Source organism: Bacillus sp. Hm123 (assembly GCF_051842975.2).
Lineage (GTDB): Bacteria > Bacillota > Bacilli > Bacillales > Domibacillaceae > Bacillus_CE.
Genome location: NZ_CM200277.1, coordinates 2,046,236 through 2,072,038, shown reverse-complemented (window position 1 = coordinate 2,072,038; position 25,803 = coordinate 2,046,236). Strand labels below are relative to the sequence as shown.

Here is a 25,803-nt window from a genome sequence, read left to right as displayed (position 1 = left end):
AAACATGGAGAAAAAAGAGCAAATAGCTGTTATTGGAGCTGGAAGCTGGGGAACTGCTTTAGCTCTTGTGCTTGCGGATAATGGCCATGACGTTCGACTATGGGCTCATAATCCAGCGCGCATTCAAGAAATTAATGAGCAACATACGAATCATCAGTATTTGCCTGGTGTTGACCTTCCAACTAACATTGTTGGCTATCATTCCATGGCAGAGGTGCTTGATGAGATTGATCTGATTGTACTCGCAGTCCCAACAAAAGCGATTCGTGAAGTACTACAAGTGATCCAACAACACCAAAAGCAATCGCTAACTATTGTTCATGTCAGTAAAGGGATTGAACCGGATACATTATTACGCATCTCCGAAATGATTGAAGAAGAGATGGCGAAAGAGCTTTGTGAAGCAGTGGTCGTTTTATCCGGACCTAGCCATGCAGAAGAAGTGAGCTTGCGTCATCCAACAACGGTGACAGTCTCCTCTAAAAGCATGGAGGTGGCCAACAAGGTTCAAGACCTCTTTATGAATCAACATTTTCGCGTATACACAAACTCTGACATCGTTGGAGTAGAAATTGGTGGAGCGTTAAAAAATATTATCGCTTTAGCTGCTGGAATTTCTGATGGTTTAGGCTACGGTGACAATGCGAAAGCGGCTTTAATTACGCGTGGATTAGCTGAAATTGCTCGCTTAGGAACAAAAATGGGGGCAAAGCCGTTGACGTTTTCAGGGCTTACGGGTATTGGTGATTTAATTGTCACTTGTACAAGCGTTCATTCTCGTAATTGGCGAGCAGGAAATATGCTCGGTCAAGGGAAAAAGTTAGAAGAAGTGCTAGCTAATATGGGAATGGTCGTTGAAGGAGTTCGGACGACGAAAGCCGCTCGGCAATTATCGGCAAAGTATGGAGTGGATATGCCGATCACAGAAGCTCTTCATCGCATATTATTCGAAGGGCAGGACGCAAAATCAGCTGTTGATGAATTAATGGCTCGTATGAAAACACATGAGATGGAAGATTTAGTGAATGTATATGAAGATCGTCAATGTGATGAAATATAGAGACGTTCGCTGAGTCAAAAGTAAGAAGCGTTCCATATAATATGGTGAGAAAGCCAGCTATGCTAGGAAATGGCGGTCGAATCAGCTGAGGCAGTGAAACAATCTGCTTCAGCTTTTTTTAAAAGGGCCGGATCTTAAATGGACAAGCCCGATTGAAGATGGCTTTTAGCGTGTTCACAGCCCAATTTAGCGGAACGTTATGGTATAATCAGGTCGATAACTGAAAGGGGTAGTGCCAGATGTCAACAGCAATGTTAAATATGTGGATTTCTTTTGTCGGTATGGGACTTATGATTCTAGCCGTCATGATGATTTATTTGAGTCGTTATAAAATAAAGAATAGCTTTTTTAAATTTATCTCTGCTACGTTGGCTTATGCTTGTTTAATTATCGGTGGAATGATTATGGTTTATATCGTATTTAGTGGTCCAACAGGAGCTTAGGGGGAGGAGAGATAATGAAAAAATATTTTACCATCATTTTATTAATTCTTGTTTCTTCTATTATGAGCGGCTGTATGTTTCCTGAGGATCGGTTAGCAGCTAATCAAACGCCATATGAAGACCAAGTGCAATCTGTGCAAACAGCGGTCAATCAATTTAAAGAGCAAAATGATGGGCTGTTACCGATTAAAAATAAGGAAGCGGATACACCGCTGTATGAAAAATATCCGATTGATTTCAAAAAATTGGCGCCGCAATTCATGGCCGAGCCACCAGGAAATGCCTTTGAATCCGGAGGGATCTTTCAATACGTTCTAGTAGATGTGGAGGAAAATCCAACGGTTAAACTCATTGATTTAAGAATGGCGGAGCAGCTTCGTGATATTCAATTGCGGATTAAATCGCATAAGTACCCACCATATGATCAAGAAATCGCAGCGAATGTGTATTCGTTGAAATATGATGAACTAGGTTATGGAGAAGAACCTTATGTAGTTAGCCCTTATTCTAATAATAATTTATCGCTCGTAATTTCCGGCGATGGTCGAGTGTATGTCGATTATAGCAGTGAGCTATATGCTGTGCTACAGAAATCTAAAGAGAAGTTCAAACAAGGAGAAGATATTCGTCCCCTACTTTATCAGGACTCTGTTATCGCTCCAGGTTTTTCTCTTCCCTATACAGTAGATAAAAATAATGAGCCTGTGTTTATGGCGAAATAATCGTATAGAAAAGAGTCTCCAATGTGATAAATTGGAGGCTCTTTTTTTCTGCTTATCATTTTCAGTCATATAAAAGAGGGACAACATCATACAATTTAATGTATGAGAAACGGGCTAATTGGAAGCGTAAGCAATAAAGCAGGGAGGGAATCGAGTGGAAAAAACAGATGTTTTTAAAGATATAGCGGAACGCACAGGAGGAGATATATATTTAGGTGTTGTAGGAGCTGTTCGAACAGGAAAATCAACGTTCATTAAGAAATTTATGGAGCAGCTAGTGCTTCCGAAAATAGAAAACGAAGCAGAACGAGCTCGTGCACTTGATGAACTGCCGCAAAGTGCAGCGGGAAAAACAATCATGACGACTGAACCTAAATTTGTGCCAAACCAGGCGATCTCTATTCAAGTAGATGATGGCCTTGATGTCAATATTCGTCTCGTTGATTGTGTAGGGTATGTGATCCCAGAAGCAAAGGGATATGAGGATGAAAATGGGCCTAGAATGATTAACACTCCTTGGTTTGAAGAGCCGATTCCATTTCATGAAGCGGCAGAAATAGGCACGCGTAAGGTGATTCAGGAGCATTCAACGATTGGTGTAGTGATCACGACAGATGGTACGGTCGGAGAGATTCCTAGAGAGAATTATTTAGAGGCAGAAGAGAAAATTATCGAGGAATTAAAGGAAGTTGGAAAGCCATTTATTATGATCGTCAACTCCGCTAGACCATTTCATCCAGAAACAGACCAATTAAGAGACAGCTTAATAGAAAAATATGATATTCCAGTGTTGTCGATGTCTGTCGAAAGTATGAGGGAAACTGATGTGATTAATGTGCTTAGGGAAGCGTTGTTTGAATTTCCAGTCCATGAAGTGAATGTGAACTTACCAGGTTGGGTTATGGTATTAAAAGATCAACATTGGCTTCGAGGGCATTATCAAGAGGCCATTAAAGAAACGGTGCAGGATATTAAGCGCCTTCGCGATGTGGATCGCATTGTTCAGCAATTCGATGACTATGAGTTTATTGAAAGCGCGGGGTTAGCGGGGATGGATATGGGGCAAGGTGTTGCGGAGATTGATTTATTTGCCCCGGATGAACTGTATGATCAAGTATTAAAAGAAATCGTGGGAGTCGATATTCGTGGAAAGGATCACTTGCTTGAATTGATGCAAGATTTTGCGAATGCTAAAAGGGAATATGATCAAGTGTCTGATGCGTTAAGAATGGTAAAACAGACTGGATATGGCGTGGCTGCGCCTTCCCTTGAGGATATGAGCCTCGACGAGCCGGAAATCATTCGTCAAGGATCTCGATTTGGGGTTCGATTAAAAGCAGTTGCTCCATCTATTCATATGATTAAAGTCGATGTAGAGTCCGAGTTTTCACCTATCATTGGAACGGAGAAACAAAGCGAAGAGCTTGTTCGCTATTTAATGCAAGATTTTGAAGATGACCCATTATCCATTTGGAATTCCGATATCTTCGGTCGAAATTTAAGTTCAATTGTGAGAGAAGGAATTCAAGGGAAATTAGCGTTAATGCCGGAGAACGCAAGGTATAAATTGAAAGAAACGTTAGAGCGAATCATTAACGAAGGTTCAGGGGGGATGATCGCTATTATTTTATAAATATATTGATGCCCCAGACTCTCTACTACAGGAGGGTCTGTTTTGTATTTTTTAACTAAAGCTGAAAGAAAGCTTAAAACTTAAGGGATTCTGCTTGATAAGCTATTTCTTATGTGATAATCTTTTAACAGAATTAATGTAGAAACATTGATTTGATAGCTTTTTTTTAGTTTTATGTATAGAATTAGAAAAAATAGCTTACTAATGAAAGTAATGGGTTTAAATACAAAACTTTCGTTTAATATCCCCTTGGGAGGAGGTGAATGGCATGAATAAAACAGATTTAATTAATCAAGTTGCAGAAGCAGCTGAACTTTCTAAAAAAGATGCGACTAAAGCGGTTGACGCCGTTTTTGATGCCATCCAAAACACGTTAGCAAACGGTGATAAAGTTCAATTAATCGGTTTCGGTAACTTTGAAGTACGTGAACGTTCTGCTCGTAAAGGACGCAATCCTCAAACAGGTGAGGAAATTGAAATCGCTGCTAGCAAAGTGCCTGCGTTTAAACCAGGTAAAGCATTGAAAGATGCGGTAAAATAATTACATAGCCTATTGGCTAATGGGAGACCTCACAAAGGTCTCCCTTTTTCAGTAGGCTTCAATTCATATGTCGCTAATCTCTTTGATGTGGTTGTTGGGTTGTGCTAATATTTATATTGTTATAGTGTAAATGAATATTTTATTTAAAGTGGATGGAGAGGGTTGTATAGATATGGCTGAAGTAAATCGCGCTCAAATTGAAGAAGCAGTTAGATTAATATTAGAAGCAGTAGGAGAAGATCCGAATCGTGAAGGGTTGTTAGATACGCCTAAGCGGGTAGCGAAGATGTATGAAGAGGTCTTTTCTGGTTTAAATAAAGATCCGAAAGAGTATTTTGAAACGGTTTTTGGAGAAGATTACGAGGAATTGGTCTTAGTGAAAGACATCCCTTTTTATTCGATGTGTGAGCATCATCTTGTGCCTTTCTTTGGTCATGCTCATGTGGCTTATTTCCCTAAAAACGGCAAGGTGACGGGGTTAAGTAAATTAGCTCGCGCGGTGGAAACGGTCGCTAGACGTCCGCAATTACAGGAGCGTATTACTTCTGAAGTGGCTGATGCGATCATGGAAACGCTTGAGCCGCATGGTGTGATGGTTGTCGTTGAAGCGGAACATATGTGCATGGCGATGCGCGGAGTGAAAAAACCTGGGTCAAAAACGGTAACGACAGCTGCAAGAGGGCAGTATGCGGATGATGTGCATGCTCGTTCTGAATTGTTACAATTAATCAAAGCTTAAGAAGAGGAAGGTGTGGGGAAGCATGAAGCTAAATCAAGCGGATTACATCATGATTCGCGCGCTTGAAGATGGTGTGAATGTGATCGGATTAACAAGAGGGTCAGATACACGCTTTCATCACTCGGAAAAGCTAGACCGAGGCGAAGTGATGGTTGCTCAGTTTACAGAGCATACTTCTGCCATTAAAGTTCGTGGCAAAGCTGAAATTGTGACAAGTTTTGGACAAATGGAAAGCGGAAGTGTGAAAGAATAGACTAGGACAAGCAAAAGGTCATGATCATGCCGGGCTTCTCTACTTAACGTCAACATATAGTGTTCTCTTAGTATTTAGGCTATATTAGACGATAGAGAAGGCTGGCTCTTTTATATTTATCTGTTTAATTTACTGACATCCGTTCGTATTTAGCCAGTAAGTGTGATATAATATTGCTTGTTTTATAGCATGATGAAATGATAATGATACATAATAAAAAGAAACGGGATTAAGGGGTTAAGACGATGAATGAATGGCTAGAACAAAAATCATTAATTGAACAAGAGGTGCAATATAAGCTTTCCTTTCCTTATTTGCGAAAGTATATCGATAAGCCGGATATTGACGAAACTCGTTTAATGGCCTTAATGTTTCCATTTAATAGAGAATGCTTGTCGACCTCTGAAACAAAGCAATATATTACAACTGCCACGCTGATTCAAATCGCTCTTGATACCCATGAAAAAGTGACAGTTTCTTCAAGTGATATTCTGAAAGAACAACAACTAACTGTATTAGCTGGGGATTATTTCAGTGGTTTGTATTATCAAATTCTTGCTGATTTGAATGATGTACATATGATTCGAACGCTTGCGGATGCAGTAAAAAGTATTAATGAAAATAAAATTGCTTTATATCAAAACGAACGGCATTCCGTGGCATCTATCATGGAGAGCGTTTATAAAATAGAGACCGAAATTGTCGAGAGATTTTATCGATTTTTCAATGTTCAACATCTTTTTTCAGGAGTTTCGCATGTGCTGTTTGTGAAAAGACTGTTGAAAGACAAGCAAGCTTTTCTTGTGGGTGAAAAGGCCATTATTATGGATTCCCTTAAACAGCTGAAGTATCCTGAAGTTAAAGGGTCGCTTTCGATGGAACAGCAGCAAAGTCTTTTGCAAATTTGCGAAGAATATATCATGAAAGCACAAGTAGCTGTCGAACAAACATTGAATACAGAGTTTGTTCATGAACCGATCCTTCATCTTTTTGAAAGAATGACAATCGAGTTTTTTGACAATAAAACTTATGTGGAAGAAGGGTAAACGATGCAACAATCGAAGGAAGAAAGAGTACATGGGGTCTTTGAGAAGATTTCGAGTAATTATGACCATATGAATTCTGTAATCAGCTTTCAACAGCATAAACGCTGGAGAAATGATACGATGAAACGGATGGCTGTTAAAAAAGGAACAGCAGCTCTGGATGTATGTTGCGGCACGGGAGATTGGACGATGGCACTTGCTGAGGCTGTCGGAGAAGAAGGGAAAGTCGTTGGGCTTGATTTCAGTCATAATATGCTAGAAGTTGGTCGCGAAAAAGTGAAAGCGGCTCGTTTATCTCAAGTGGATATGATCCAAGGGAATGCGATGGAGCTTCCGTTTGAGGACAATACATTTGATTATGTGACGATCGGCTTTGGATTGCGCAATGTACCAGATTACATGCAGGTTTTGCAAGAAATGAATCGAGTGTTAAAGCCAGGTGGCATGGCGGTATGTTTGGAAACTTCACAGCCGACGATGATTGGCTATCGCCAACTATACTTTTTATATTTCCGCTTTATTATGCCGGTGTTCGGCAAGTTATTTGCGAAAAGTTATCAAGAATATTCTTGGTTGCAAGAATCTGCGCGCGACTTCCCTGGTATGAAGGAGCTAGCTCGTATGTTTGAACAGGCAGGATTGGTCAATGTGAGCTACAAGCCTCATACAGGTGGAGTAGCAGCAACCCATATTGGCTATAAACAAAAGTAAATAAGTTGGGTGAAAACATGAAGTTAAATATGCTATATTCGTTTTTAAAGGCGGATATTGATTTAATTGAAAAAGAACTAGAACAGGCGATCTCTGCTCAGTCGCCATCATTACGCGATGCTTCTCTGCATTTATTGCAAGCGGGTGGCAAGCGTATTCGCCCAGTCTTTGTTTTACTTTCTGCTAAATTTGGTCAGTATGAGATGGAGAAAGTAAAAAATGTCGCTGTGGCTTTAGAACTCATTCATATGGCGTCACTTGTTCATGATGACGTCATTGATAATGCCGAGCTTAGAAGAGGGCAACCGACTGTGAAGGCTGAATGGGACAATCGTTTTGCGATGTATACAGGCGATTACATCTTTGCTCGTTCGCTTGAATATATTACAAGTATCGAAAATATTGAAGCTCATCGAATTTTGTCGAGGACGATTGTGGAAGTGTGCGTAGGTGAAATTGTCCAAATTAAAGACAAATATCGATATGAGCAAAATTTACGGGATTATTTACGGAGAATTAAACGCAAAACGGCGCTGTTAATTGCAGCTAGCTGCCAACTAGGAGCTATTGCTGCCAATGTTCCGAAAGAGGTTCATCAAAAGCTGTATCAATTTGGTTATAACGTCGGAATGGCGTTTCAAATAACGGATGATATCCTTGACTTTACCGCAACGGAAGCCCAACTTGGAAAACCAGCGGGAAGCGATTTATGGCAAGGGAATATTACCTTGCCCGTTCTGTATGCGATGCAGGATGAACAGCTGAAGGAAAAAATTATTCGAGTGAACGAACAGACGACGAAAGCCGAAATGAATGAAATCATCGCATTATTGAAGCAAAGTGATGCAATTGAACGTTCGCATGCATTGAGTCAGCGCTATTTACAGCGAGCGTTAGACATTTTGAAGGAATTACCTTCGAATCGCAATAAAAAAGCACTACGCGATATTGCCAAATATATCGGCAAGCGAAAATACTAGTTTTTTGACGAAAATATTGTCAAGTTGAGCAATCAATGTTACTATTTTGAAGGATTCATTATTTTTTTTAAAAACTTACATAAACTAGGAGTGACTATAATGGAAAAAACATATTTAATGGTTAAGCCAGACGGCGTACAAAGAGGATTAATCGGTGAGATCGTTGCTCGTTTTGAGCAAAAAGGTTTCCAACTAGTTGGTGCGAAATTAATGAGCGTTTCTAAAGAAACAGCTGAACAACATTATGCAGAGCATAAAGAGCGTCCTTTCTTCGGTGAACTAGTGGACTTCATCACTTCAAGCCCAGTATTTGCAATGGTTTGGGAAGGTGAAAACGTGATTGCGACAGCTCGTCAAATGATGGGTGCAACAAACCCGAAAGATGCAGCTCCAGGAACAATCCGTGGCGACTTCGGCATCACTGTTGGTAAAAACATCATCCACGGTTCTGACTCTCCAGAAAGCGCAGAGAGAGAAATCGCGATTTTCTTCAAAGAAGAAGAATTAACGACTTACAGCAAACCAGTAAATGAGTGGATTTACTAATTGTTATTGAAAACACTGTCTACGGGCAGTGTTTTTTATATTTTGTCCAAAACAACTATTGTGCTACTTCGTTGTTGCGATATAATAAGACAAAAGAACTACAATTTATCCCGCATTAACGGGCTGTAAGACTCCCACCTCAGCAGAGCAGAAAAAGCGCAGACATGTAGGTGGGAGATCAACAGCCCGTAAATGCCCGATTGGTTCAACTAATAATCAGTGGAGGATGAAGAAAACCCCCACTGATTGAAGTTTCACTTTATGCCAATTATTCAATAGGGAGAGGAAATAGGAGATGGGCGACTACCAAGAGTTTATTCAGCAAATCAATCGGAAAACAGGCATTGATCTCAGCTTGTATAAAGAGGCGCAAATGAAGAGACGATTAACCTCCTTATACGAAAAAAGAGGATTTCGCTCCTTTAAAGAGTTTTTTGAAGCGATGAATCGGGATCAAGAAATTTTTAATGAATTTTTAGATCGAATGACGATCAATGTCTCCGAATTTTACCGCAATGCGAAGCGGTGGGAAGTGTTGGAAAAGAAGGTTTTTCCGCGTTTACTTGCCTCCAATAAAAAGCTAAAAGTATGGAGTGCGGCTTGTTCGACAGGGGAAGAGCCATACACTACAGCGATGGTGCTATCGAAGTTTATGCCGTTATCACAAATCTCGATTTTGGCGACAGATTTGGATCAAAATGCGATTCAAAAAGCAAAAATCGGCGTCTATTCCGAGCGATCACTTGCGGAAGTTCCGAGAGAAATGAAAGAGAAATATTTCACGCAAGAAGGTAGCTTTTTTAAAGTGACGGATGAAATAAAGCGCACGGTGACATTTAAACAACAAAATTTATTGTCTGATCGCTTCGATTCCAACTTCGATTTAATTATTTGTCGCAATGTCATGATTTATTTTACGGAAGAAGCAAAAGATCAGCTATATCATAAGTTTAATCAAGCATTAAAGCCTAGCGGAGTGCTGTTTGTTGGAAGCACAGAGCAAATTTTCAACCCGAATGAATACGGATTTGAAGTAGAGGATACGTTCTTTTACCAACGATCACAGCATGCTATGAAAGTTTAATATTGTATCATAGAGGCCTGCATCTTTAGGTCTCTATTCTTATATATGAATAGTTTTTTTGAAAATATCATGAATTGCGACAAAATTATCAGTAGTTATGTTAAAATCTCAAAAAGTACATAAGTGTATGGAAATTTTCAAAAAATGTGTTATAGTGTTACATAACCGCTTTAACGAGTTGAAGGGAGAAAGTGAAATGAGATATTTAACAGCCGGGGAATCACACGGACCACAGTTAACAACAATTATAGAAGGGCTACCTGCCGGGATGCCACTTTTAGCAGAGGATATTAACATTGAGCTAAGCCGTCGTCAGAAAGGTCATGGACGTGGCCGTAGAATGCAAATTGAGAAAGATGTAGTCAGCATTAAAAGTGGAGTGCGTCATGGCTACACACTCGGCTCACCAGTTTCGTTAGTAGTGGAAAATGATGACTGGAAGCATTGGACGAAAATTATGGGGATGGAGCCGCTAGATGAAAATGAAGCGGAAGAAGTGAAACGGCAAATTACTCGTCCGCGCCCTGGACATGCGGATTTAAATGGTGGCATTAAGTATGGCCATCGCGATATGAGAAATGTGCTAGAGCGATCGTCTGCACGTGAAACGACAGTGAGAGTAGCGGCTGGAGCAGTAGCTAAGAAGCTATTAAAGCTACTAGGGATCGAAATTGCTTCTCACGTCGTTGAAATTGGAGGAATTAAAGCAAAGCCAACGGATGTAGAAACGATGGAGCAAATTCAACAACAGAGTGAAGCCTCACCAGTTCGTTGTCTCGATTCTGAAGCGGAAAAGCAAATGATGCAGGCGATTGACGATGCGAAGAAAAATGGCGATTCCATTGGAGGAATTGTGGAAGTGATTGTCGAAGGGATGCCGATCGGTGTTGGAAGCTACGCTCATTATGATCAAAAGTTAGATGCTAAAATTGCCGGTGCGATTGTCAGCATTAACGCCTTTAAAGGGGTGGAATTTGGCATCGGCTTTGAAGCAGCTGAACGATTTGGTAGTGACGTGCATGATGAGATTGCGTGGACGAAAGAGAAGGGCTACTACCGCAAAACGAATCGATTAGGCGGCTTTGAAGGTGGCATGACAAACGGGATGCCGATTGTCGTCCGGGGAGTAATGAAGCCAATCCCAACGCTTTATAAACCGTTAGAAAGTGTCGACATTGATACGAAAGAGCCATTCACGGCAAGTATTGAGCGTTCTGATAGCTGTGCGGTGCCAGCAGCAGCTGTTGTAGCAGAAGCGGCTGTTGCTTGGGAATTAGCTTCGGCACTTGTTAGCCAATTTTATAGTGATCGTATGGAGACGCTCATTGCTTCTGTCGAAGAATCAAAACGCTATGCAAAGGAGTTTTGAGCATGCGGCAATTAATGATCGAAATGCCAAATAAGACGTATCCTGTCTATGTCGGAGAAGGGGCATTAACTAAGTTAGTAGAATTGTTTCAAGGGCCGCTCCAAGGAACGACAAAAATTTTGGTCATTGCAGATGAACATGTCGCTGATCTTCATGGAGAAGCATTAAAGAAGTCGATCCCGTCAAATATCCCTTACGAATGGTTAACCGTTCCTAAAGGAGAAGCGGCGAAATCATTTGCCACCTTCGAGGCGTGTTTAACGTTCGCGCTTGAAAAAGGGTTAGATCGAAAATCTTGTATTCTTGCTTTTGGTGGAGGAGCAGCAGGCGACTTAGCTGGCTATGTAGCAGCAAGCTTTATGCGCGGCATTCGCTTTGTGCAAATTCCAACAACGATTTTAGCTCATGACAGTGCGGTTGGCGGAAAGGTAGCGATCAATCACCCGTTAGGTAAAAATATGATCGGCCACTTTCATCAGCCAGAAGCAGTCCTCTATGATACACCATTTTTACAGACGTTGCCTGAGCATGAGGTGCGCTCGGGTTTTGCTGAAGTCATTAAGCATGCGTTAATCGCTGATCCGACATTTTTACATGAGATCATGACGAAAGTGACACATCTAGATGATTTGACAGCCGATTTTCTTGCTTATTGTTTAGAAAGAGGCATTGAAATTAAAGGAAAGATTGTTGGGGAAGATGAGAGAGAACAAGGCATTCGCGCTTATTTAAACTTTGGCCATACGTATGGTCATGCCCTAGAGGCGGCTTTAGGTTATGGGAAGGTCACTCATGGAGAGGCCGTGGCAGCTGGAATGGTGTACGCTCTTTCTCTTAGCCAAAAAAAGATGAATTTCGCGTTTCGTTTAGAAGAGTTTTGCCAATGGTTAAAAAATCTTGGCTATCGCTTAGATTTAAATGCACCATTTTCATTTGAGGAGCTTCATCATTTAATGAAAAGAGACAAGAAGACGATCGGTGAACATATTCGCTTCGTTTTGTTAGAAACGGTCGGAAAACCGGTGATTTGTGAAATAAGCACGATCGAATTACGAGAAACGGATCAATTAGTAAGGAAGGAAATGATGAGATGATTAGGGGGATAAGGGGAGCTACAACAGTAACAGCGAATGATGAAACAGAAATGATCGATGCAACAGAAAAGTTGTTACAAGAAATGATTGACGAGAATGAAATACAAGCGGATGATGTATGTTCTGTTTTCATCTCAGTGACGGAAGATCTTGCCGCCGTGTTTCCGGCTAAAGCGTTAAGGCGCTTGGATGGTTGGAGCTATGTACCGGTGATGTGCATGAAGGAAATTCCGGTGCCGGGAAGTTTAGCAAAATGCATACGCGTGATGATGCATGTGAATACGAAACTGACTCAATCAGAAGTGAAGCATATTTATTTAGAGCAGGCCATCAGTTTGCGCCCTGACTTACAAAAGCAAAATCATTAACATAGCGGAGGGGTAGTTATGAAGTGGAAAGAGCAAATCGTTCATTTAAAAGCGTATCAGCCCGGGCGTTCTGCCGACGAAGTGAAAAAACAGTTCGGTTTAGAGAAAATTGTTAAATTAGCTTCGAATGAGAATCCCTTTGGTTCATCAAGCAAAGTGCAAGAATGGGTACAATCGTATGCGAAGTCTTTTGCGATTTATCCGGATGGCTATACGACGATGTTACGAACAGCGCTTAGTGAGCAGCTAGGGTTGAATGAAAAGCAATTCATTTTCGGAAATGGATCGGATGAAATTCTTCAAATCGTTTCTCGTTCTTTGCTAGAGCCTGGGAAAAACACGGTGATGGCGAATCCGACGTTTTCTCAGTACCGTCATAATGCTATTGTGGATGGAGCGGAAGTAAGAGAAATTCCACTTGTGGACGGCGCTCACGATTTAGCAGCGATGAGAGCGGCGATGGATGATCAAACAGCTGTCGTTTGGCTCTGTAGCATTAACAATCCGACAGGTGTTCATTTGACGAAAGAAGCGCTCATCAACTTTTTAGATCAAGTGCCTGAAGATGTGTTGGTCGTATTAGATGAAGCGTATTATGAATATGTAGTAGCGGATGATTATTATGATGCTTTAGACATCATTCAACGTTATTCGAATGTGTTAGTGACTAGAACGTTTTCAAAAGCGTACGGTTTAGCTAGCTTCCGTGTCGGCTATGGGTTTGGCTCTGAAGAACTGATGAAACGATTGGAGCCTGTGCGCGAGCCGTTTAATGTCAATACATTGGCACAAGGAGCTGCGGTGGCCGCGCTGTCGGATCAAGCATTTATCGACACATGTCGAGCGGAGAACCGCAAAGGATTGGAGAAGTTTTATCAATTTTGCCAAGAGGAAGGTCTATTTTATTATCCTTCCCAAGGGAATTTTATCTTAATCGACTTCCAATGTGACAGTGATGTATTATTTGAATACTTAATGAAAAAAGGGTATATTGTTCGTTCCGGTCAAGCACTCGGATTCCCGACATTTGTGAGAGTGACCGTCGGTTCGGAGGAAGAAAATGAAGGCATTATGCAAGCGATGAAAAGTTTTCTAACCGAAACAGTTGCCAGATAGTAGGTGTAAATTATGAGAGGAAACGTGTTTATTGCCGGTTTAGGACTGATTGGTGGCTCTCTTGCGAAAAGCATCAAAAAGTCTCATCCGCAAGCAACGATTATCGGCTTTGATATCCGTCCTCAAGAAATAGGGCTAGCAGAGGCGCTTCATGTTATTGATCAAAGCGCCTCATCGTTTCAAGAAGGAGCAGAACAGGCCGATTTAATTATTTTATCCGCTCCTGTCATTCAAACAGAAGAAATGATTCGTGAATTGATGAACTTTCGCTTGAAAGAGCATGTGATCGTTACCGATACAGGTAGCACGAAGCGGAAAATTATGACCTGTGCTCAAGTGCTACTAAATCAAGGGATTACCTTTATCGGTGGACATCCGATGGCTGGTTCTCATAAAAGTGGTGTCACCGCAGCGAAGGAGCATTTATTTGAAAATGCCTTTTATTTATTGACACCAAGTGCGGATGCGAATGAAAAACAATTAGCGATTTTAAAGAAATGGCTAGAAGGAACGAAGGCGAAAATCATTGAATTATCAGCGGAGGATCATGATGAATTAACGGGTGTCGTTAGCCATTTTCCTCATGTTGTAGCGGCATCGCTCGTTCATCAGGCGGAAAGTTATAATGATCAGAACGCGCTTGTTTCAAGACTAGCAGCAGGTGGATTTAAAGATATTACGCGCATTGCTTCATCTAATCCAGAAATGTGGAAAGATATTTCTTTACATAATAAGGAAGTTTTGCTGGAGCTGTTAGAACATTGGCAAGTAGAAATGAATAAAGTGATCGACATGCTGAAGGAAGAAAAGGCAACGGATTTATTCGATTATTTCCATCAAGCGAAGGAATTTCGCGATCAGCTGCCTACTCAATCATTAGGGGCGATTCCAGCCTTTTATGACTTATATGTCGATGTTCCTGATTATCCGGGGATTATTTCGGAGATAACGGCTTACTTAGCAGAGCAACGAATTAGCATTACGAACATTCGTATTTTAGAAACGCGTGAAGATGTATTTGGGGTGCTTGTGATTAGCTTTCAAAGTGATAAAGATCGTCTGCGGGCGATGAGCTGTATTGAAAAGCAGACCAATTACGACTTATATTTAGCCTAAAAGGGTGTGGTATAGATGAAAGAGATCGAGTTGAAGTTAACGAACTCTGTGCTACAAGGAACATTAGAAGTGCCGGGAGATAAATCCGTCTCTCATCGCTCTGTGATGTTTGGTGCGCTAGCAGAAGGGACAACAACGATTCGCCACTTTTTAAAGGGAGCGGATTGTTTAAGTACAATTGATATTTTCCGCAAGCTTGGCGTTCAAATTGAGGAAACGGAAGAAGAAATCATTGTTCATGGAAACGGCTGGGATGGGTTGAAAGAACCGGTTGATATTTTGGATGCTGGGAATTCCGGTACCACAACTAGATTGCTACTAGGTATTTTAGCGGGTAGACCGTTTCATTCGGTGTTAATTGGTGATGAATCGATTGCGAAACGTCCGATGGATCGAGTGGTTGTTCCGTTGAAAGATATGGGGGCACAAATTTCTGGGCGGAAAGATGGACGATTCACTCCTTTAGCGGTGCAAGGGACAACGTTAACAGCGATGCGTTATGAGTTGCCGATGGCTAGCGCTCAAGTGAAGTCCGCGATTATTTTTGCCGCTTTGCAAGCAACAGGGGAGACGGTCATTACCGAACCACTTCCGACTCGCGATCATACAGAGAAAATGATTGAGCAATTTGGCGGAAAGATTACAAGACGTGGCAATGAGATTATCGTCACAGGTGGTCAAACGTTTAAAGGAACAGATATTTATGTGCCAGGAGATATTTCTTCAGCGGCCTTCTTCCTCGTTGCTGGAGCGATTGCGCCAAACAGTGAAATTATATTAAAAAATGTTGGCTTAAACCCTACGAGAACCGGTATTATTGACGTGATGGAGAAAATGGGGGCCAACATGGAAGTGATAGTAGCGGAATCCAAAGGTGAGGAAATTGGGACGGTCATTATTCGCACTTCTGATCTACACGGAGTGGAAATTGGCGGCGACTTAATTCCTAGATTAATTGATGAAATTCCGATTATCGCTTTGCTGGCGACTCAAGCATCAGGCAAGACGATTATTAAAGATGCAGAAGAGCTAAAAGTGAAAGAAACGAACCGGATTGACGCGGTCGTTAATGAACTAACGAAGCTCGGAGCAAAGGTCGAAGCGACGGAGGACGGGATGATTATTCACGGTAACCAGTCGTTAACAGGTGGTCAAGTTACGTCTTACGGTGATCATCGAATCGGGATGATGCTCGCTGTTGCCTCGCTGATCGCTTCCGGTTCAGTCACAATTGAAAACATTGAGGCTATTGCCGTCTCTTATCCACAGTTTTTTGAGGATCTAGCGAGTTTAATTCAATAAAGGTGGGGAGCTGAATATGAATTTATCAGCTCCTTTTCGTGATGAAGAAGGAAATTTTATTAATGTGGAGAATTTATGTATCATAGAAAAGAAAACAAGTTGCTGCTTATCTTGTAAAAAGGATGAAAGGCTGAAGGAAAGAAAGGGTTCGAATATATGTCTTATGCACAACAAATGATAGATTGTTTACAACAAGGAAATGAGCAACAAGCTCAATCGCTATTTAAAAAGGTACTTACTTTTTCATCGGATGACGAGAAATATAGTCTCGCTGAAGAGCTATACCATTTAGGATTTCTCCATGAGACGAAGGAATTGTATGAAGGATTGCTAAAGAAATATCCAAGTGAAGGAGAACTGCGGGTATTGTTAGCTGAAGTGCTTGTCGAGATGGATGAAGAAGAAGAGGCGATGCTTCAATTAGATCAAATGGATGAATCAGACGAGTTTTTCCCACGGTCGTTGTTGCTGTTAGCGGACTTATATCAAATGCAAGGTTTGTATGAAGTCAGTGAACAAAAGCTACTAAAGGCCAAACGAATGCTTCCTGATGAGCCGGTGATTCAATTTGCGTTAGCCGAATTGTACCTTGAACAAGGGAAGTTTCTTGAAGCGGTTAAGAGCTATCGTGAATTGCTCGTTCGCGGGGAAGAGGTGATCGCAGCTGTTTCCATTCACCAACGATTAGCGGAAGCGTTGAGTGCTGGTGGAGCATTTGAGGACAGCCTCTACCACTATGAACGAGCACTTGATCACAAAATAGAGATTAACACGTTATTTGAATATGCATTTACCGCATTTCAGGCAGGACATGATCGAACAGCGATTGAGAAGTTTAATGAAGTAAAGGCTTTAGACCCGGATTATCATTCGATTTATCTATATTTAGCAAGAGCGTATGAGCGAGAGGAAGAGCTTGAAAAAGGGCTGGAAGCAGCGAAAGAGGGAATTAGTCACGATGAGTTTCATAAAGAGCTATTCTTTATCGCTGGAAAGCTAAGCTTAAAGCTTGCTAAAGAGCAAGAAGCGGAGGACTATTTCCGAGAAGCGTTGGCGCTAGACCCAGAGTATTCAGAGGCTGGGTTAACATTAAATAAACTATTATTACATCAAGAGCGCTATGAAGAAGTGTTAGAAATAGCAACTCTGCTGAAAAAAGAAGGGGAAGCAGACCCTCAGTTTATTTGGGATGAAGCGAAAGCGTATCATGGCATGGAACACTATGATCAGGCATTAAAATGTTATGAAGAAGCATATAATTTCTTTAACACCAATCATTTGTTTTTGGAGGAGTATGGTTATTTCCTAATGGAAGAAGGAAGGCGTAAGGAAGCGTGGCAGGTGTTTACTGAACTGTTAAAGACGGACCCGACGAATGAAGAATGGCTGTCACTAATCGAACGGTTGAGGGATTAACAGGCTACTATTATCGTTTGCAGAGGAGGGATTTATCGATGGCTACCCCTGTATCTGTTCATGAAAAAAAAGATTTTATCCGTTGGTTTTTAAATCATTATCAGTTAAAGAGAAGAGAGTCTGTTTGGATTTTGAATTATTTAATGAGCCATGACCAGTTAATGGAGAAGGTTCATTTCGTCGATGATGCCCAATATTGCCCAAGGGGAATGGTGATGTCCACTCATTGCGTAGATAGCGCGCCATTTCGATTTTTTAAAGAAAATATTATGACCACTGATGCTGAGAAATCCTTTCATGATATTCGCTTGAACAAAGAAGAGAATATATATATTGAATTGAAATTTAGAGGGTCTAACACTTCTCATCAATATGCAGCCGTATTAGAAGAAAATCCGTTTATGCCGAGAAATTTGCGAATTACGGAGAAGGATAAAGCATTAGCTGAGAAATTTCTGAAAGATAGTATTTATCACTTTCAAAAAGAGCGGCTTCTTCAAGAGATTGACGAGGCGCTTGATGCGCAAGATAAAGAGAGATTTCTACAGCTAACAGCGAGATTAAATCAACTAAAATAACCTTTTGCTCACCCGGGCAAAGGGTTGTTTTCGCTTGAGAGAGGTGGCTCTCATACTAGCCGTCATGATATGATGGAAAGTGAGGTGAAGGATGATGAATTGGAATGGGAAAGACACGGAATTGTTTCAACAGCAAAAAGAATACATTGACACAGTTATTATGCCACTTGTCCCGATTTCTTTTGAGTCAGATATGAAGCAGGTCGCTTCTCAGTATGAATTTATTCAGTTATTGACAATATTATTAGAAAAGCAGTTTAAAGGAAGGATTCTTCTTGTTCCACCATTTTCTTATATGAAAAAGCAAAATGAAGAAGAGAAAGTAGTAGCGATCAATGAATGGGCGAATGAATTTGACCATGCAGGCTTCAAGCATACCTTTTTCTTCACGTCTGATAGCGATTGGAAGCTCGTAGAAGAGCAAATAGAAGGAACGCTCATTTGGGTGCCGTCTGTGCCGCTAGAGCATATGGAGGACGCTTATAAGTATTCTTTAATAGAAGAGCAAGTGAAGCAATTTGTTAATATCATTGTGCAGAAATGGCAACGAGTTTAATGAAATTTCAGAAATTTTTCACATTGTTCGACGTTTTTAAAGCTCTGCCATATTGACCAGCAATCAAGTTTAGATTATCATGATTATGTCCTAGTTTATGGTTTGTGCGATTATTTTTTGTCCATAATGGACAAACCTTATAACAGAGGGGGGAAAAGGATGAGCAAACAAAGGGTATCAAGACGTCAATTCCTTAACTACACTCTCACGGGAGTAGGAGGTTTTATGGCGGCGGGTATGCTAATGCCGATGGTGCGTTTTGCAGTCGATCCAGTATTGGAGGGCGGCGCCAAAGGCGAATACCGTGCAACAAAGCAAAAGGTGGATGAATTAAGTAAAACTCCAACGCGTGTCGACTTCTCTTACGAACAAAAAGATGCATGGTATGTATCTGAAGTAACACAAACAGCTTGGGTTTACAAAGATGATAAGGGAGAAATCGTCGCTCTTTCACCAGTATGTAAACATTTAGGTTGTACGGTGAACTGGGAAGGTAACGATCACAAGAATCAATTCTTCTGCCCATGCCATAATGGGCTATATAAGAAGAATGGTGACAACGTACCAGGAACTCCACCGACTAAACCGTTGGATGTTTATCCAACAAAAGTGAAAGACGGTTTCCTTCAGATTGGTAAACCGAAACCAAATAATATCGTGTAAAGGAGGCGTAATACATGCTTAACAAAATTTATGATTGGGTGGATGAGCGTTTAGATATTACGCCAATGTGGCGCGATATCGCTGATCATGAAGTGCCTGAGCACGTAAACCCTGCGCATCACTTCTCGGCGTTCGTTTACTGTTTTGGTGGGTTAACGTTTTTCGTAACTGTTATTCAAATTCTGTCAGGTATGTTTTTAACAATGTATTATGTACCTGATATTAAAAATGCTTGGGAATCTGTATATTATTTACAAAATGAAGTTGCTTTCGGAATGATCGTTCGCGGTATGCATCATTGGGGTGCGAGTTTAGTAATCGTTATGATTTTCTTACATACGTTACGCGTGTTCTTCCAAGGTGCATACAAAAAGCCTCGTGAGTTAAACTGGGTGGTCGGAGTATTAATTTTCTTCGTCATGCTTGGCTTAGGTTTCACAGGCTATTTATTACCGTGGGATATGAAAGCGCTATTTGCGACAAAAGTAGGTATTGAAATTGCGGCGGCAACACCGTTTATTGGAGAGCAAGTGAAGACGTTACTTGCTGGTCATCCTGATATTATCGGCGCACAGACGCTTACTCGTTTCTTTGCGATTCACGTGTTCTTCTTACCGGCAGCATTGCTTGCGTTAATGGGAGCTCACTTCGTTATGATTCGTAAACAAGGGATCTCTGGCCCATTGTAAAATTCAATAAATAATCGATTTGATTTATATCATTATAAAAGGAGGGGAACGCTATGCATCGTGGAAAAGGGATGAAGTTCGTTGGCGATTCGCGTATCCCGGCTGAACGAAAACCGAATATTCCGAAAGATTATTCGGAATACCCTGGAAAAACAGAAGCATTTTGGCCGAACTTTTTATTAAAAGAGTGGATGGTAGGTGCTGTTTTCTTAATTGGTTATTTATGTTTAACAGTCGCGCATCCGTCTCCGCTTGAACGGGTTGCCGATCCAACGGACACAGGATATATTCCACTTCCAGACTGGTATTTCTTGTTTCTTTATCAATTATTAAAATACACGTATGCATCTGGACCATACAACGTAATTGGTGCCTTCGTTATTCCAGGTCTTGCCTTCGGAGGACTATTACTAGCTCCATTTATTGACCGTGGACCAGAACGTCGTCCGTTAAAGCGTCCATTTGCGACAGGTTTCATGTTATTAGCTTTAGCATCAATCGTGTTCTTAACTTGGGAGTCAGTTGTAAACCACGACTGGGAAGCAGCGAAAGCTCAAGGGGAAATTAAAGCAGAAGCTGATATTGATAAAACAGCGGAAGGCTATACGATTTATCAAGAAAATGGCTGTATTAACTGTCATGGAGATACGATGGCAGGTGGAGCGGCTGGACCAACATTGGTTGGAACAGGATTGAGCCCTGAAGAGGTTTCTAAAATCGCTAAAGAAGGTCGTGGCGCTATGCCAGCTGGTATGTATAAAGGAAATGATGAAGATTTAGCGAAAATGGCTGAATTCATTTCTACTTTAGAAGCGAAGTAATGAACGAAGATGTTCCGTATTGTACGGGGCATCTTTTTTTCGTATATAATAAGCTGTGGAGGTGAAGATTTGCAAAATTTATACGGAATATTAACGAATAAATTGTTTTTGTCGATATTATTGCTCATTAACATTGTTGGTACAATCTACGGGTATATTTGGTATGGGTCACAACTTGCACAAACAGAATGGTATTTCATTCCTTTCGTTCCAGATAGTCCAACAGCTAGTTTATTTTTTGTGATCGTTTTAGTTGGATTTTTAGTCAAAAAGCATTGGGGCCTGTTTCAAGCATTGGCGATCATTACTTTGTTTAAATATGGGATTTGGGCGGTCATTATGAATATATTGACGCTAAAAGTAAGTGGGGATTTGCCTTGGGAAGGGTATATGTTAATGGCTTCTCATCTTGGCATGGCCATTCAGGGATTATTATATGCTCCATTTTATCGCATCAAATGGTGGCAATTAGTTGTTGCAGCTGTTTGGACGTTACATAACGAAATCATCGATTATGTCTTTATGCAATATCCTATTTATTCTCAATTGAACTTGTACATTCAAGAAATCGGCTATTTTACATTTTGGTTGAGTGTTCTTTCTATTTTCATCGCTTGGTATGTTGGAGTAAGAGCACAACGCTTGAAATGGGAATTTCCCGGTAAAGTGAAACTTTAATCAGTGGGGGTTTTCTTCATCCCCCACTGATTATTAATTGAACCAATCGGGCTTTTACGGGCAGTTGATCCCTCACCTAACTTCTTTGTTTTCGCTGAATTTTGAGGAGGGATCTTACTGCCCGTTAATGCGGGATAAAATTTGACATCTCGATTCTTCTCTTCTCGTTTCTTATTTGCTTGCATATATTATAAGCAGGATTGAGGAGGGAGAGAGATGAAGAAATTGGGACGACTGTTCATATTTTTTTTCCTTTTTATATTACCTATTTCTACTCAGGCAGAAATGATGAATTCTAGCCTTCTTACGTTAGATAAGATCGCTGAGCAAGCTTTACAATTTACAAAAGCAGGTCGTTACGAGCAAGCTCACGCATTGATGCGCCAATTTGAAAAAGAATATCGCGTTCTTCAAGAAGATGATCGTTTGGCATCATCGGAAGAATGGTTCGTTATTGAGAGTGTGTTTGCTGAAGCACTCGCGCTGGTTGAACAACCGGACGGAAAGGAGCAACAAAGCTTAGCAGCAATGACTTCTTTTCGCTTAGCAGTGAACGCAATCAGTTCAACCGACACGCCATTGTGGACGCAAATGGAGGAGCCGGTCATGTCTTCCTTGCAAGCGTTAAAGCAATCCACCTCTCAGTTAGACGTGACGCAATTTCATGAAACGTTAAATGTGTTTTTATCCAATTATGAGATGCTGAAACCGAGCTTACAAGTAGACGTAGCTGCTACTCAATTACAGCTGTTAGACGAACGAGTTCGCTATGTCGATCACTACCGAGATGATATTTTAGCTACTCGATCAGAAACGGAGGAGATTGAACAGTTGGAGAAGGAAGTACAAGCGATCTTTTATGAAAAAACGAAGGAAGAAGTGATCCAACCGTCACTAGGCTGGGTGATTAGTATGACAGGTGGAATTATTATTACTACATTATCTTATGTTGGCTGGAGAAAATATAAGGGACAAAAAGAAGAAACACGAAATAAGCCTAATCATTGAAAAAAACGAACATTCCAGATAAAATAGAATAAACATCATTCATTTACTTATGGGGGTAATCATTACACTATGGGCTATATCTTTTACTTTTTACTATTGATTCTTGTACCGATTTGGGCGCAAATAAAAGTGAAAAGAACGTACAACAAGTATTCAAAAGTACCAGTATCCACTGGGATCAATGGTGCGCAAGCCGCTAGAAAAATTTTAGATGATAACGGTCTGTATCATGTGCAAGTAGTCGAAACAAGAGGGTTTTTAAGTGATCATTATAACCCGATGACAAAGACGGTACATTTGTCTTCTCATAACTACCATGATCATTCAATTGCTGGGGCGGCTGTCGCTGCTCATGAAGTTGGTCACGCAATTCAAGATGCAGAGAGCTATGCTTTTCTTCGTTTCCGCCATGCGTTAGTTCCTGTTGCGAACATCGGATCGAATATGTCTTGGATTTTCATTATGATCGGAATTTTTGCCAATTTATCTGGTATGATGCTATTAGGTATTGTGTTAATGGCTTTCGGGGTGCTGTTCCAAGTTGTGACGCTCCCAGTGGAATTTAACGCCTCCTCGCGAGCGATGGATCAAATCGTTTCTTCTGGTATCATTCGTAATGACGAAGAGAGAGAAGCGCGCAAAGTATTAAACGCCGCAGCGATGACATACGTAGCAGCTACAGCCGTAGCCGTGCTGGAATTAGTTCGCCTAGTACTCGTATATACAGGCATGCAAAATGATGATTAATAAATAAAAGCAGTCAGCCGAGGAGGTTGACTGCTTTATTTTTGCTCCTAGACCAGCGCCTTCCGCCTTTCTTCTTGTCCAGCTCTGCCTCCTAGACACTCGAGTCAAATAGCCTGTCGCTTACAAGACTGTCGTCTTTCCAGCGTCAGAACATTTGCTTGTCGTGTCTGGGCAGTCGGCTCCGCCTTTCGATATTGTCCAGCTACAGGCGCTAGCGACTAGTGAACTTCCACGATCCTCCTTGCGATAAGTCAACATCGATTCACTACATTCACCGTGTTTCCTTTATCTCGATCGGCTCGTTCCAGTTCATACGTCGCTGACCAGCGCCTTCCGCCTTTCGTTTCACACTTCAATCGGTTGTTTGTTTTCATCTAGTGTGAAGCCTTCTCCGAATACGTCGTGGACGGTGGTGACGGAGACGAAGGCATGGGGGTCAACGGATGCAATAATGTTTTTTAAGCGAACGAGTTCGTTTTTGGCAACGACGCAGTATAGCACTGGGCGCTTTTCTTTCGTGAAAGAGCCGTGACCTTGTAACACCGTAACGCCTCGTTCCATTTCTTTTAAAATTTTGTCCGCAATTTCGTCGTGATGGTTGGAGATAATCATCGCTCCTCTTGCCGAATAGGCGCCTTCTTGCATGAAATCAATGACTCTGGCCCCAACGAAGACGGCAACTAAAGTGTACATCGCTTCTCGGTAATCAATATAAGTTAATAACGATGCCGTAATAACGATTGCATCAAAGGCAAACATCGTTTTTCCCATGCTGATATGAAAATATTTATGAGCCAGTCGAGCGATAATATCCACGCCTCCCGTTGTTCCACCGTAACGGAAGATGATGCCAAGCCCTACCCCGATAAAGGCTCCCGCGAAAAGAGCTACTAAAAATAGATCATCATGAAGAGGGATCGGGTATTGGACTTTTTGAAAAATCCATAAAAAGATAGAAAGGCTTACTGTTCCGATTAGTGTGTATAAAAACGGAGTGCGCCCTAATAGCTTCCATCCGATAAAAAACAAAGGAATATTCAAAAGTAAGTTCGAATAGGAAGGATCAATGCCATACAAGCTGTATAATAATAATGTGATCCCTGTTAATCCACCTTCTGCTAAATTGTTTTGCATATTAAAATGAACGAGTCCGAAGGCGAAGATCGCACTTCCTAATAAAATAAAGAAAATATTTTTCAATTTCATCCCAAACAACATCGTGTGTCCCCCTTTGTGTGAAAACTCTGTTATTTCATGCCGGTACTTGTCATTATATAGAACGGCTAGCTTTTCGACAATATCTCGCCTATTCAAGCGGATAAATTCATTGTCAGGAAGGGCAGAATTAGCTAACATAAAAAAGAGTATATAGAAAGCAGGGAAGCAGATGGACAAGACGTTAAAAGAGATGCAAAAAGAGGTCGATGACTATATCGGTCAATTTAAGGAAGGATATTTCAGTCCGCTGGCGATGATGGCGAGGTTGACAGAAGAACTCGGAGAACTCGCTCGCGAAATCAATCATCATTACGGAGAAAAGCCGAAAAAAGCGACCGAGCAGCCGAAAACGATTGAGGAAGAGCTAGGTGATGTACAGTTTGTCATTACTTGTTTAGCCAATTCGTTAAATATTGACTTACAAACGGCTCATGAACGAGTGATGGAGAAATTTAATACGAGAGATAAAGATCGTTGGACGAAGAAAGAGGAGGAACAATAATGGAAACAATTAAAGTAATAATTGCAGGCCCGCGTGGAAGAATGGGGAAAGAAGCAGTGAAAATGGTTCAAGAGACAGAGCACTTTCAACTCGTGGCGGTACTTGACCGTAAATATGACGGGCAATTATTAAGCGAGATCGAAGGATTTCAAGGGGTAGATGTTCCTGTTTATATCGATATTGACCAATGCTTTAGCGAAAAGCAGGCGGATGTATTAATTGATTTAACAACGCCAGAAACAGGTTATGTACATACGAAAAAAGCATTACAAAACAATATTCGCCCCGTTGTAGGAACGACAGGATTTACTGATGAACAGCTGAAAGAGTTAACAGAATTAGCAGAAGAAAAAGGGCTTGGCTGTATTATTGCACCAAACTTTGCGATCGGTGCGATTTTAATGATGAAGTTTTCAGAAATGGCGGCGAAATATTTTCAAGACGTGGAAATTATCGAGTTGCATCATGATCAAAAATTAGATGCGCCATCAGGAACAGCGTTAAAAACGGCACAAATGATGAGTCAAGTAAGACAAGCGAAACAGCAAGGACATCCAGATGAAAAGGAAACGATGCCAGGTGCTCGCGGGGCTAACATGGATGGGATGCATATTCATAGCGTTCGTTTGCCAGGATTAATTGCTCATCAGCAAGTAATGTTTGGAGCAGATGGTCAAACGTTAACGATTCGCCATGATTCCTTCAACCGTGCATCTTTTATGTCTGGTGTGAAAGTGTGTGTAGAGACGGTGATGAATGTCCAGACGCTTATTTACGGAATGGAACATATTATTGATTAATTGG

33 protein-coding genes are annotated in these 25,803 nt (G+C 41.1%); 29 read left to right on the top strand and 4 right to left on the bottom strand.

The window, feature by feature from the left end:
• Nucleotides 1-4: 4 nt before the first annotated feature.
• The 25 genes from ACSVDJ_RS10710 (at nt 5) to lhaT (ending at nt 21,524) form a co-directional block, all read left to right on the top strand.
• On the top strand, nt 5-1,060 hold the full coding sequence (locus ACSVDJ_RS10710; protein WP_439168668.1) for an NAD(P)H-dependent glycerol-3-phosphate dehydrogenase: 1,056 nt from the start codon (nt 5-7) through the stop codon (nt 1,058-1,060).
• A 239-nt stretch (nt 1,061-1,299) separates the two neighbouring features.
• Nucleotides 1,300-1,503 carry a DUF2768 domain-containing protein gene (locus tag ACSVDJ_RS10705; RefSeq protein ID WP_439168666.1) on the top strand — a complete coding sequence of 68 codons (204 nt, stop codon included), beginning with the start codon at nt 1,300-1,302 and terminating at the stop codon, nt 1,501-1,503.
• Nucleotides 1,504-1,517: 14 nt separating this feature from the next.
• Nucleotides 1,518-2,225 carry a YphF family lipoprotein gene (locus ACSVDJ_RS10700; protein ID WP_439168664.1) on the top strand — a complete coding sequence of 236 codons (708 nt, stop codon included), beginning with the start codon at nt 1,518-1,520 and terminating at the stop codon, nt 2,223-2,225.
• Between the two features lie 154 nt (nt 2,226-2,379).
• Complete coding sequence (gene spoIVA, locus ACSVDJ_RS10695; RefSeq protein ID WP_439168662.1) at nt 2,380-3,858, top strand: stage IV sporulation protein A; 1,479 nt, start codon at nt 2,380-2,382, stop codon at nt 3,856-3,858.
• Nucleotides 3,859-4,126: 268 nt separating this feature from the next.
• Nucleotides 4,127-4,399, top strand: coding sequence for a non-specific DNA-binding protein Hbs (hbs, locus tag ACSVDJ_RS10690; RefSeq protein WP_439168661.1), 273 nt, complete (start codon nt 4,127-4,129; stop codon nt 4,397-4,399).
• 172 nt (nt 4,400-4,571) lie between these two features.
• Nucleotides 4,572-5,138, top strand: coding sequence for a GTP cyclohydrolase I FolE (gene folE / locus ACSVDJ_RS10685; protein ID WP_439169079.1), 567 nt, complete (start codon nt 4,572-4,574; stop codon nt 5,136-5,138).
• Nucleotides 5,139-5,160: 22 nt separating this feature from the next.
• Nucleotides 5,161-5,391, top strand: a complete 231-nt coding sequence (gene mtrB / locus ACSVDJ_RS10680) for a trp RNA-binding attenuation protein MtrB (RefSeq protein ID WP_094835406.1) — start codon at nt 5,161-5,163, stop codon at nt 5,389-5,391.
• A gap of 245 nt (nt 5,392-5,636) precedes the next feature.
• A complete protein-coding gene (locus ACSVDJ_RS10675; RefSeq protein WP_439168659.1) occupies nt 5,637-6,437 on the top strand; it encodes a heptaprenyl diphosphate synthase component 1 in 801 nt (266 codons plus the stop codon).
• Between the two features lie 3 nt (nt 6,438-6,440).
• A complete protein-coding gene (locus ACSVDJ_RS10670) occupies nt 6,441-7,148 on the top strand; it encodes a demethylmenaquinone methyltransferase (RefSeq protein ID WP_439168657.1) in 708 nt (235 codons plus the stop codon).
• Between the two features lie 17 nt (nt 7,149-7,165).
• Nucleotides 7,166-8,128, top strand: a complete 963-nt coding sequence (gene hepT, locus ACSVDJ_RS10665; protein ID WP_439168656.1) for a heptaprenyl diphosphate synthase component II — start codon at nt 7,166-7,168, stop codon at nt 8,126-8,128.
• A 99-nt stretch (nt 8,129-8,227) separates the two neighbouring features.
• Nucleotides 8,228-8,674, top strand: coding sequence for a nucleoside-diphosphate kinase (gene ndk / locus ACSVDJ_RS10660; RefSeq protein ID WP_095478090.1), 447 nt, complete (start codon nt 8,228-8,230; stop codon nt 8,672-8,674).
• 295 nt (nt 8,675-8,969) lie between these two features.
• Complete coding sequence (locus ACSVDJ_RS10655; protein WP_439168654.1) at nt 8,970-9,758, top strand: CheR family methyltransferase; 789 nt, start codon at nt 8,970-8,972, stop codon at nt 9,756-9,758.
• Between the two features lie 196 nt (nt 9,759-9,954).
• Nucleotides 9,955-11,127 carry a chorismate synthase gene (gene aroC / locus ACSVDJ_RS10650; RefSeq protein WP_439168653.1) on the top strand — a complete coding sequence of 391 codons (1,173 nt, stop codon included), beginning with the start codon at nt 9,955-9,957 and terminating at the stop codon, nt 11,125-11,127.
• A 2-nt stretch (nt 11,128-11,129) separates the two neighbouring features.
• Nucleotides 11,130-12,221, top strand: coding sequence for a 3-dehydroquinate synthase (gene aroB, locus ACSVDJ_RS10645; protein WP_439168651.1), 1,092 nt, complete (start codon nt 11,130-11,132; stop codon nt 12,219-12,221).
• A complete protein-coding gene (gene aroH / locus ACSVDJ_RS10640) occupies nt 12,218-12,589 on the top strand; it encodes a chorismate mutase (RefSeq protein WP_439168649.1) in 372 nt (123 codons plus the stop codon). Before aroB ends, aroH begins: the two co-directional genes overlap by 4 nt.
• Before the next feature lie 18 nt (nt 12,590-12,607).
• Nucleotides 12,608-13,705, top strand: coding sequence for a histidinol-phosphate transaminase (gene hisC, locus ACSVDJ_RS10635; RefSeq protein WP_439168648.1), 1,098 nt, complete (start codon nt 12,608-12,610; stop codon nt 13,703-13,705).
• A gap of 12 nt (nt 13,706-13,717) precedes the next feature.
• Complete coding sequence (locus ACSVDJ_RS10630; RefSeq protein ID WP_439168646.1) at nt 13,718-14,821, top strand: prephenate dehydrogenase; 1,104 nt, start codon at nt 13,718-13,720, stop codon at nt 14,819-14,821.
• A 15-nt stretch (nt 14,822-14,836) separates the two neighbouring features.
• Nucleotides 14,837-16,123, top strand: a complete 1,287-nt coding sequence (gene aroA / locus ACSVDJ_RS10625) for a 3-phosphoshikimate 1-carboxyvinyltransferase (protein WP_439168644.1) — start codon at nt 14,837-14,839, stop codon at nt 16,121-16,123.
• Between the two features lie 156 nt (nt 16,124-16,279).
• Complete coding sequence (locus ACSVDJ_RS10620) at nt 16,280-17,539, top strand: tetratricopeptide repeat protein (RefSeq protein ID WP_439168642.1); 1,260 nt, start codon at nt 16,280-16,282, stop codon at nt 17,537-17,539.
• Nucleotides 17,540-17,577: 38 nt separating this feature from the next.
• Nucleotides 17,578-18,117 carry a ReoY family proteolytic degradation factor gene (locus ACSVDJ_RS10615; protein WP_439169078.1) on the top strand — a complete coding sequence of 180 codons (540 nt, stop codon included), beginning with the start codon at nt 17,578-17,580 and terminating at the stop codon, nt 18,115-18,117.
• A gap of 91 nt (nt 18,118-18,208) precedes the next feature.
• Nucleotides 18,209-18,673 (top strand): YpiF family protein, encoded by a 465-nt coding sequence (locus ACSVDJ_RS10610; protein ID WP_439168640.1) that lies wholly within the window; start codon nt 18,209-18,211, stop codon nt 18,671-18,673.
• Nucleotides 18,674-18,832: 159 nt separating this feature from the next.
• Complete coding sequence (locus ACSVDJ_RS10605) at nt 18,833-19,336, top strand: Rieske (2Fe-2S) protein (RefSeq protein WP_439168639.1); 504 nt, start codon at nt 18,833-18,835, stop codon at nt 19,334-19,336.
• 14 nt (nt 19,337-19,350) lie between these two features.
• Nucleotides 19,351-20,025: a menaquinol-cytochrome c reductase cytochrome b subunit gene (gene qcrB / locus ACSVDJ_RS10600; protein ID WP_094835422.1), complete on the top strand. Its 675-nt coding sequence runs from the start codon at nt 19,351-19,353 to the stop codon at nt 20,023-20,025.
• 53 nt (nt 20,026-20,078) lie between these two features.
• Nucleotides 20,079-20,846: a c-type cytochrome gene (locus ACSVDJ_RS10595; RefSeq protein WP_439168638.1), complete on the top strand. Its 768-nt coding sequence runs from the start codon at nt 20,079-20,081 to the stop codon at nt 20,844-20,846.
• 69 nt (nt 20,847-20,915) lie between these two features.
• Nucleotides 20,916-21,524, top strand: a complete 609-nt coding sequence (lhaT, locus tag ACSVDJ_RS10590) for a lipoprotein heptaprenylglyceryl N-acetyltransferase LhaT (RefSeq protein WP_439168636.1) — start codon at nt 20,916-20,918, stop codon at nt 21,522-21,524.
• Here lhaT and ACSVDJ_RS10585 read toward each other — a convergent pair.
• Nucleotides 21,521-21,709: a hypothetical protein gene (locus ACSVDJ_RS10585; RefSeq protein ID WP_439168634.1), complete on the bottom strand. Its 189-nt coding sequence runs from the start codon at nt 21,707-21,709 to the stop codon at nt 21,521-21,523. The genes lhaT and ACSVDJ_RS10585 overlap by 4 nt on opposite strands.
• A gap of 31 nt (nt 21,710-21,740) precedes the next feature.
• On the opposite strand from ACSVDJ_RS10585, the gene ACSVDJ_RS10580 reads away from it, so the two are divergent.
• Nucleotides 21,741-22,532, top strand: coding sequence for a sporulation protein YpjB (locus tag ACSVDJ_RS10580; protein WP_439168632.1), 792 nt, complete (start codon nt 21,741-21,743; stop codon nt 22,530-22,532).
• A gap of 69 nt (nt 22,533-22,601) precedes the next feature.
• Nucleotides 22,602-23,279 carry a zinc metallopeptidase gene (locus ACSVDJ_RS10575; protein WP_439168630.1) on the top strand — a complete coding sequence of 226 codons (678 nt, stop codon included), beginning with the start codon at nt 22,602-22,604 and terminating at the stop codon, nt 23,277-23,279.
• Between the two features lie 120 nt (nt 23,280-23,399).
• On the opposite strand, the gene ACSVDJ_RS10570 is transcribed toward ACSVDJ_RS10575, so the two are convergent.
• From ACSVDJ_RS10570 to ACSVDJ_RS10560, 3 genes are read right to left on the bottom strand one after another with little or no spacing between them, the layout of a single operon-like run.
• Nucleotides 23,400-23,537, bottom strand: coding sequence for a hypothetical protein (locus ACSVDJ_RS10570; protein ID WP_439168628.1), 138 nt, complete (start codon nt 23,535-23,537; stop codon nt 23,400-23,402).
• Nucleotides 23,531-23,653 carry a hypothetical protein gene (locus tag ACSVDJ_RS10565; protein WP_518618807.1) on the bottom strand — a complete coding sequence of 41 codons (123 nt, stop codon included), beginning with the start codon at nt 23,651-23,653 and terminating at the stop codon, nt 23,531-23,533. Before ACSVDJ_RS10565 ends, ACSVDJ_RS10570 begins: the two co-directional genes overlap by 7 nt.
• The gene (locus ACSVDJ_RS10560; RefSeq protein ID WP_439168626.1) at nt 23,625-24,497 is read right to left on the bottom strand and encodes a YitT family protein; all 873 of its coding nucleotides are present in this window, start codon (nt 24,495-24,497) and stop codon (nt 23,625-23,627) included. Before ACSVDJ_RS10560 ends, ACSVDJ_RS10565 begins: the two co-directional genes overlap by 29 nt.
• 169 nt (nt 24,498-24,666) lie before the next feature.
• Here ACSVDJ_RS10560 and ACSVDJ_RS10555 point away from each other — a divergent pair, with 169 nt between their 5' ends.
• Together ACSVDJ_RS10555 and dapB are read left to right on the top strand one after the other, a co-directional pair.
• Nucleotides 24,667-24,999, top strand: a complete 333-nt coding sequence (locus ACSVDJ_RS10555; protein ID WP_439168624.1) for a nucleotide pyrophosphohydrolase — start codon at nt 24,667-24,669, stop codon at nt 24,997-24,999.
• Nucleotides 24,999-25,799 carry a 4-hydroxy-tetrahydrodipicolinate reductase gene (gene dapB, locus ACSVDJ_RS10550; protein WP_439168623.1) on the top strand — a complete coding sequence of 267 codons (801 nt, stop codon included), beginning with the start codon at nt 24,999-25,001 and terminating at the stop codon, nt 25,797-25,799. Before ACSVDJ_RS10555 ends, dapB begins: the two co-directional genes overlap by 1 nt.
• Nucleotides 25,800-25,803 lie beyond the last annotated feature (4 nt).

Excerpts from the sequence above, each read along its gene's own strand:
- ACSVDJ_RS10615 (WP_439169078.1), top strand. The coding sequence starts at position 17,578 with ATGGCTACCCCTGTATCTGTTCATGAAAAAAAAGATTTTATCCGTTGG.
- ACSVDJ_RS10570 (WP_439168628.1), bottom strand. The coding sequence starts at position 23,537 with ATGTTGACTTATCGCAAGGAGGATCGTGGAAGTTCACTAGTCGCTAGC.
- dapB (WP_439168623.1), top strand. The coding sequence starts at position 24,999 with ATGGAAACAATTAAAGTAATAATTGCAGGCCCGCGTGGAAGAATGGGG.
- ACSVDJ_RS10710 (WP_439168668.1), top strand. The coding sequence starts at position 5 with ATGGAGAAAAAAGAGCAAATAGCTGTTATTGGAGCTGGAAGCTGGGGA.
- ACSVDJ_RS10705 (WP_439168666.1), top strand. The coding sequence starts at position 1,300 with ATGTCAACAGCAATGTTAAATATGTGGATTTCTTTTGTCGGTATGGGA.
- ACSVDJ_RS10675 (WP_439168659.1), top strand. The coding sequence starts at position 5,637 with ATGAATGAATGGCTAGAACAAAAATCATTAATTGAACAAGAGGTGCAA.
- ACSVDJ_RS10555 (WP_439168624.1), top strand. The coding sequence starts at position 24,667 with ATGGACAAGACGTTAAAAGAGATGCAAAAAGAGGTCGATGACTATATC.
- ACSVDJ_RS10595 (WP_439168638.1), top strand. The coding sequence starts at position 20,079 with ATGCATCGTGGAAAAGGGATGAAGTTCGTTGGCGATTCGCGTATCCCG.
- ACSVDJ_RS10630 (WP_439168646.1), top strand. The coding sequence starts at position 13,718 with ATGAGAGGAAACGTGTTTATTGCCGGTTTAGGACTGATTGGTGGCTCT.
- ACSVDJ_RS10560 (WP_439168626.1), bottom strand. The coding sequence starts at position 24,497 with ATGTTGTTTGGGATGAAATTGAAAAATATTTTCTTTATTTTATTAGGA.
- ACSVDJ_RS10700 (WP_439168664.1), top strand. The coding sequence starts at position 1,518 with ATGAAAAAATATTTTACCATCATTTTATTAATTCTTGTTTCTTCTATT.
- aroB (WP_439168651.1), top strand. The coding sequence starts at position 11,130 with ATGCGGCAATTAATGATCGAAATGCCAAATAAGACGTATCCTGTCTAT.
- hepT (WP_439168656.1), top strand. The coding sequence starts at position 7,166 with ATGAAGTTAAATATGCTATATTCGTTTTTAAAGGCGGATATTGATTTA.
- ACSVDJ_RS10655 (WP_439168654.1), top strand. The coding sequence starts at position 8,970 with ATGGGCGACTACCAAGAGTTTATTCAGCAAATCAATCGGAAAACAGGC.
- aroC (WP_439168653.1), top strand. The coding sequence starts at position 9,955 with ATGAGATATTTAACAGCCGGGGAATCACACGGACCACAGTTAACAACA.
- ACSVDJ_RS10610 (WP_439168640.1), top strand. The coding sequence starts at position 18,209 with ATGATGAATTGGAATGGGAAAGACACGGAATTGTTTCAACAGCAAAAA.
- ACSVDJ_RS10565 (WP_518618807.1), bottom strand. The coding sequence starts at position 23,653 with ATGAAAACAAACAACCGATTGAAGTGTGAAACGAAAGGCGGAAGGCGC.
- ndk (WP_095478090.1), top strand. The coding sequence starts at position 8,228 with ATGGAAAAAACATATTTAATGGTTAAGCCAGACGGCGTACAAAGAGGA.
- ACSVDJ_RS10585 (WP_439168634.1), bottom strand. The coding sequence starts at position 21,709 with ATGCAAGCAAATAAGAAACGAGAAGAGAAGAATCGAGATGTCAAATTT.
- hbs (WP_439168661.1), top strand. The coding sequence starts at position 4,127 with ATGAATAAAACAGATTTAATTAATCAAGTTGCAGAAGCAGCTGAACTT.
- qcrB (WP_094835422.1), top strand. The coding sequence starts at position 19,351 with ATGCTTAACAAAATTTATGATTGGGTGGATGAGCGTTTAGATATTACG.
- ACSVDJ_RS10575 (WP_439168630.1), top strand. The coding sequence starts at position 22,602 with ATGGGCTATATCTTTTACTTTTTACTATTGATTCTTGTACCGATTTGG.
- folE (WP_439169079.1), top strand. The coding sequence starts at position 4,572 with ATGGCTGAAGTAAATCGCGCTCAAATTGAAGAAGCAGTTAGATTAATA.
- aroH (WP_439168649.1), top strand. The coding sequence starts at position 12,218 with ATGATTAGGGGGATAAGGGGAGCTACAACAGTAACAGCGAATGATGAA.
- mtrB (WP_094835406.1), top strand. The coding sequence starts at position 5,161 with ATGAAGCTAAATCAAGCGGATTACATCATGATTCGCGCGCTTGAAGAT.
- ACSVDJ_RS10605 (WP_439168639.1), top strand. The coding sequence starts at position 18,833 with ATGAGCAAACAAAGGGTATCAAGACGTCAATTCCTTAACTACACTCTC.
- ACSVDJ_RS10580 (WP_439168632.1), top strand. The coding sequence starts at position 21,741 with ATGAAGAAATTGGGACGACTGTTCATATTTTTTTTCCTTTTTATATTA.
- aroA (WP_439168644.1), top strand. The coding sequence starts at position 14,837 with ATGAAAGAGATCGAGTTGAAGTTAACGAACTCTGTGCTACAAGGAACA.
- ACSVDJ_RS10670 (WP_439168657.1), top strand. The coding sequence starts at position 6,441 with ATGCAACAATCGAAGGAAGAAAGAGTACATGGGGTCTTTGAGAAGATT.
- ACSVDJ_RS10620 (WP_439168642.1), top strand. The coding sequence starts at position 16,280 with ATGTCTTATGCACAACAAATGATAGATTGTTTACAACAAGGAAATGAG.
- hisC (WP_439168648.1), top strand. The coding sequence starts at position 12,608 with ATGAAGTGGAAAGAGCAAATCGTTCATTTAAAAGCGTATCAGCCCGGG.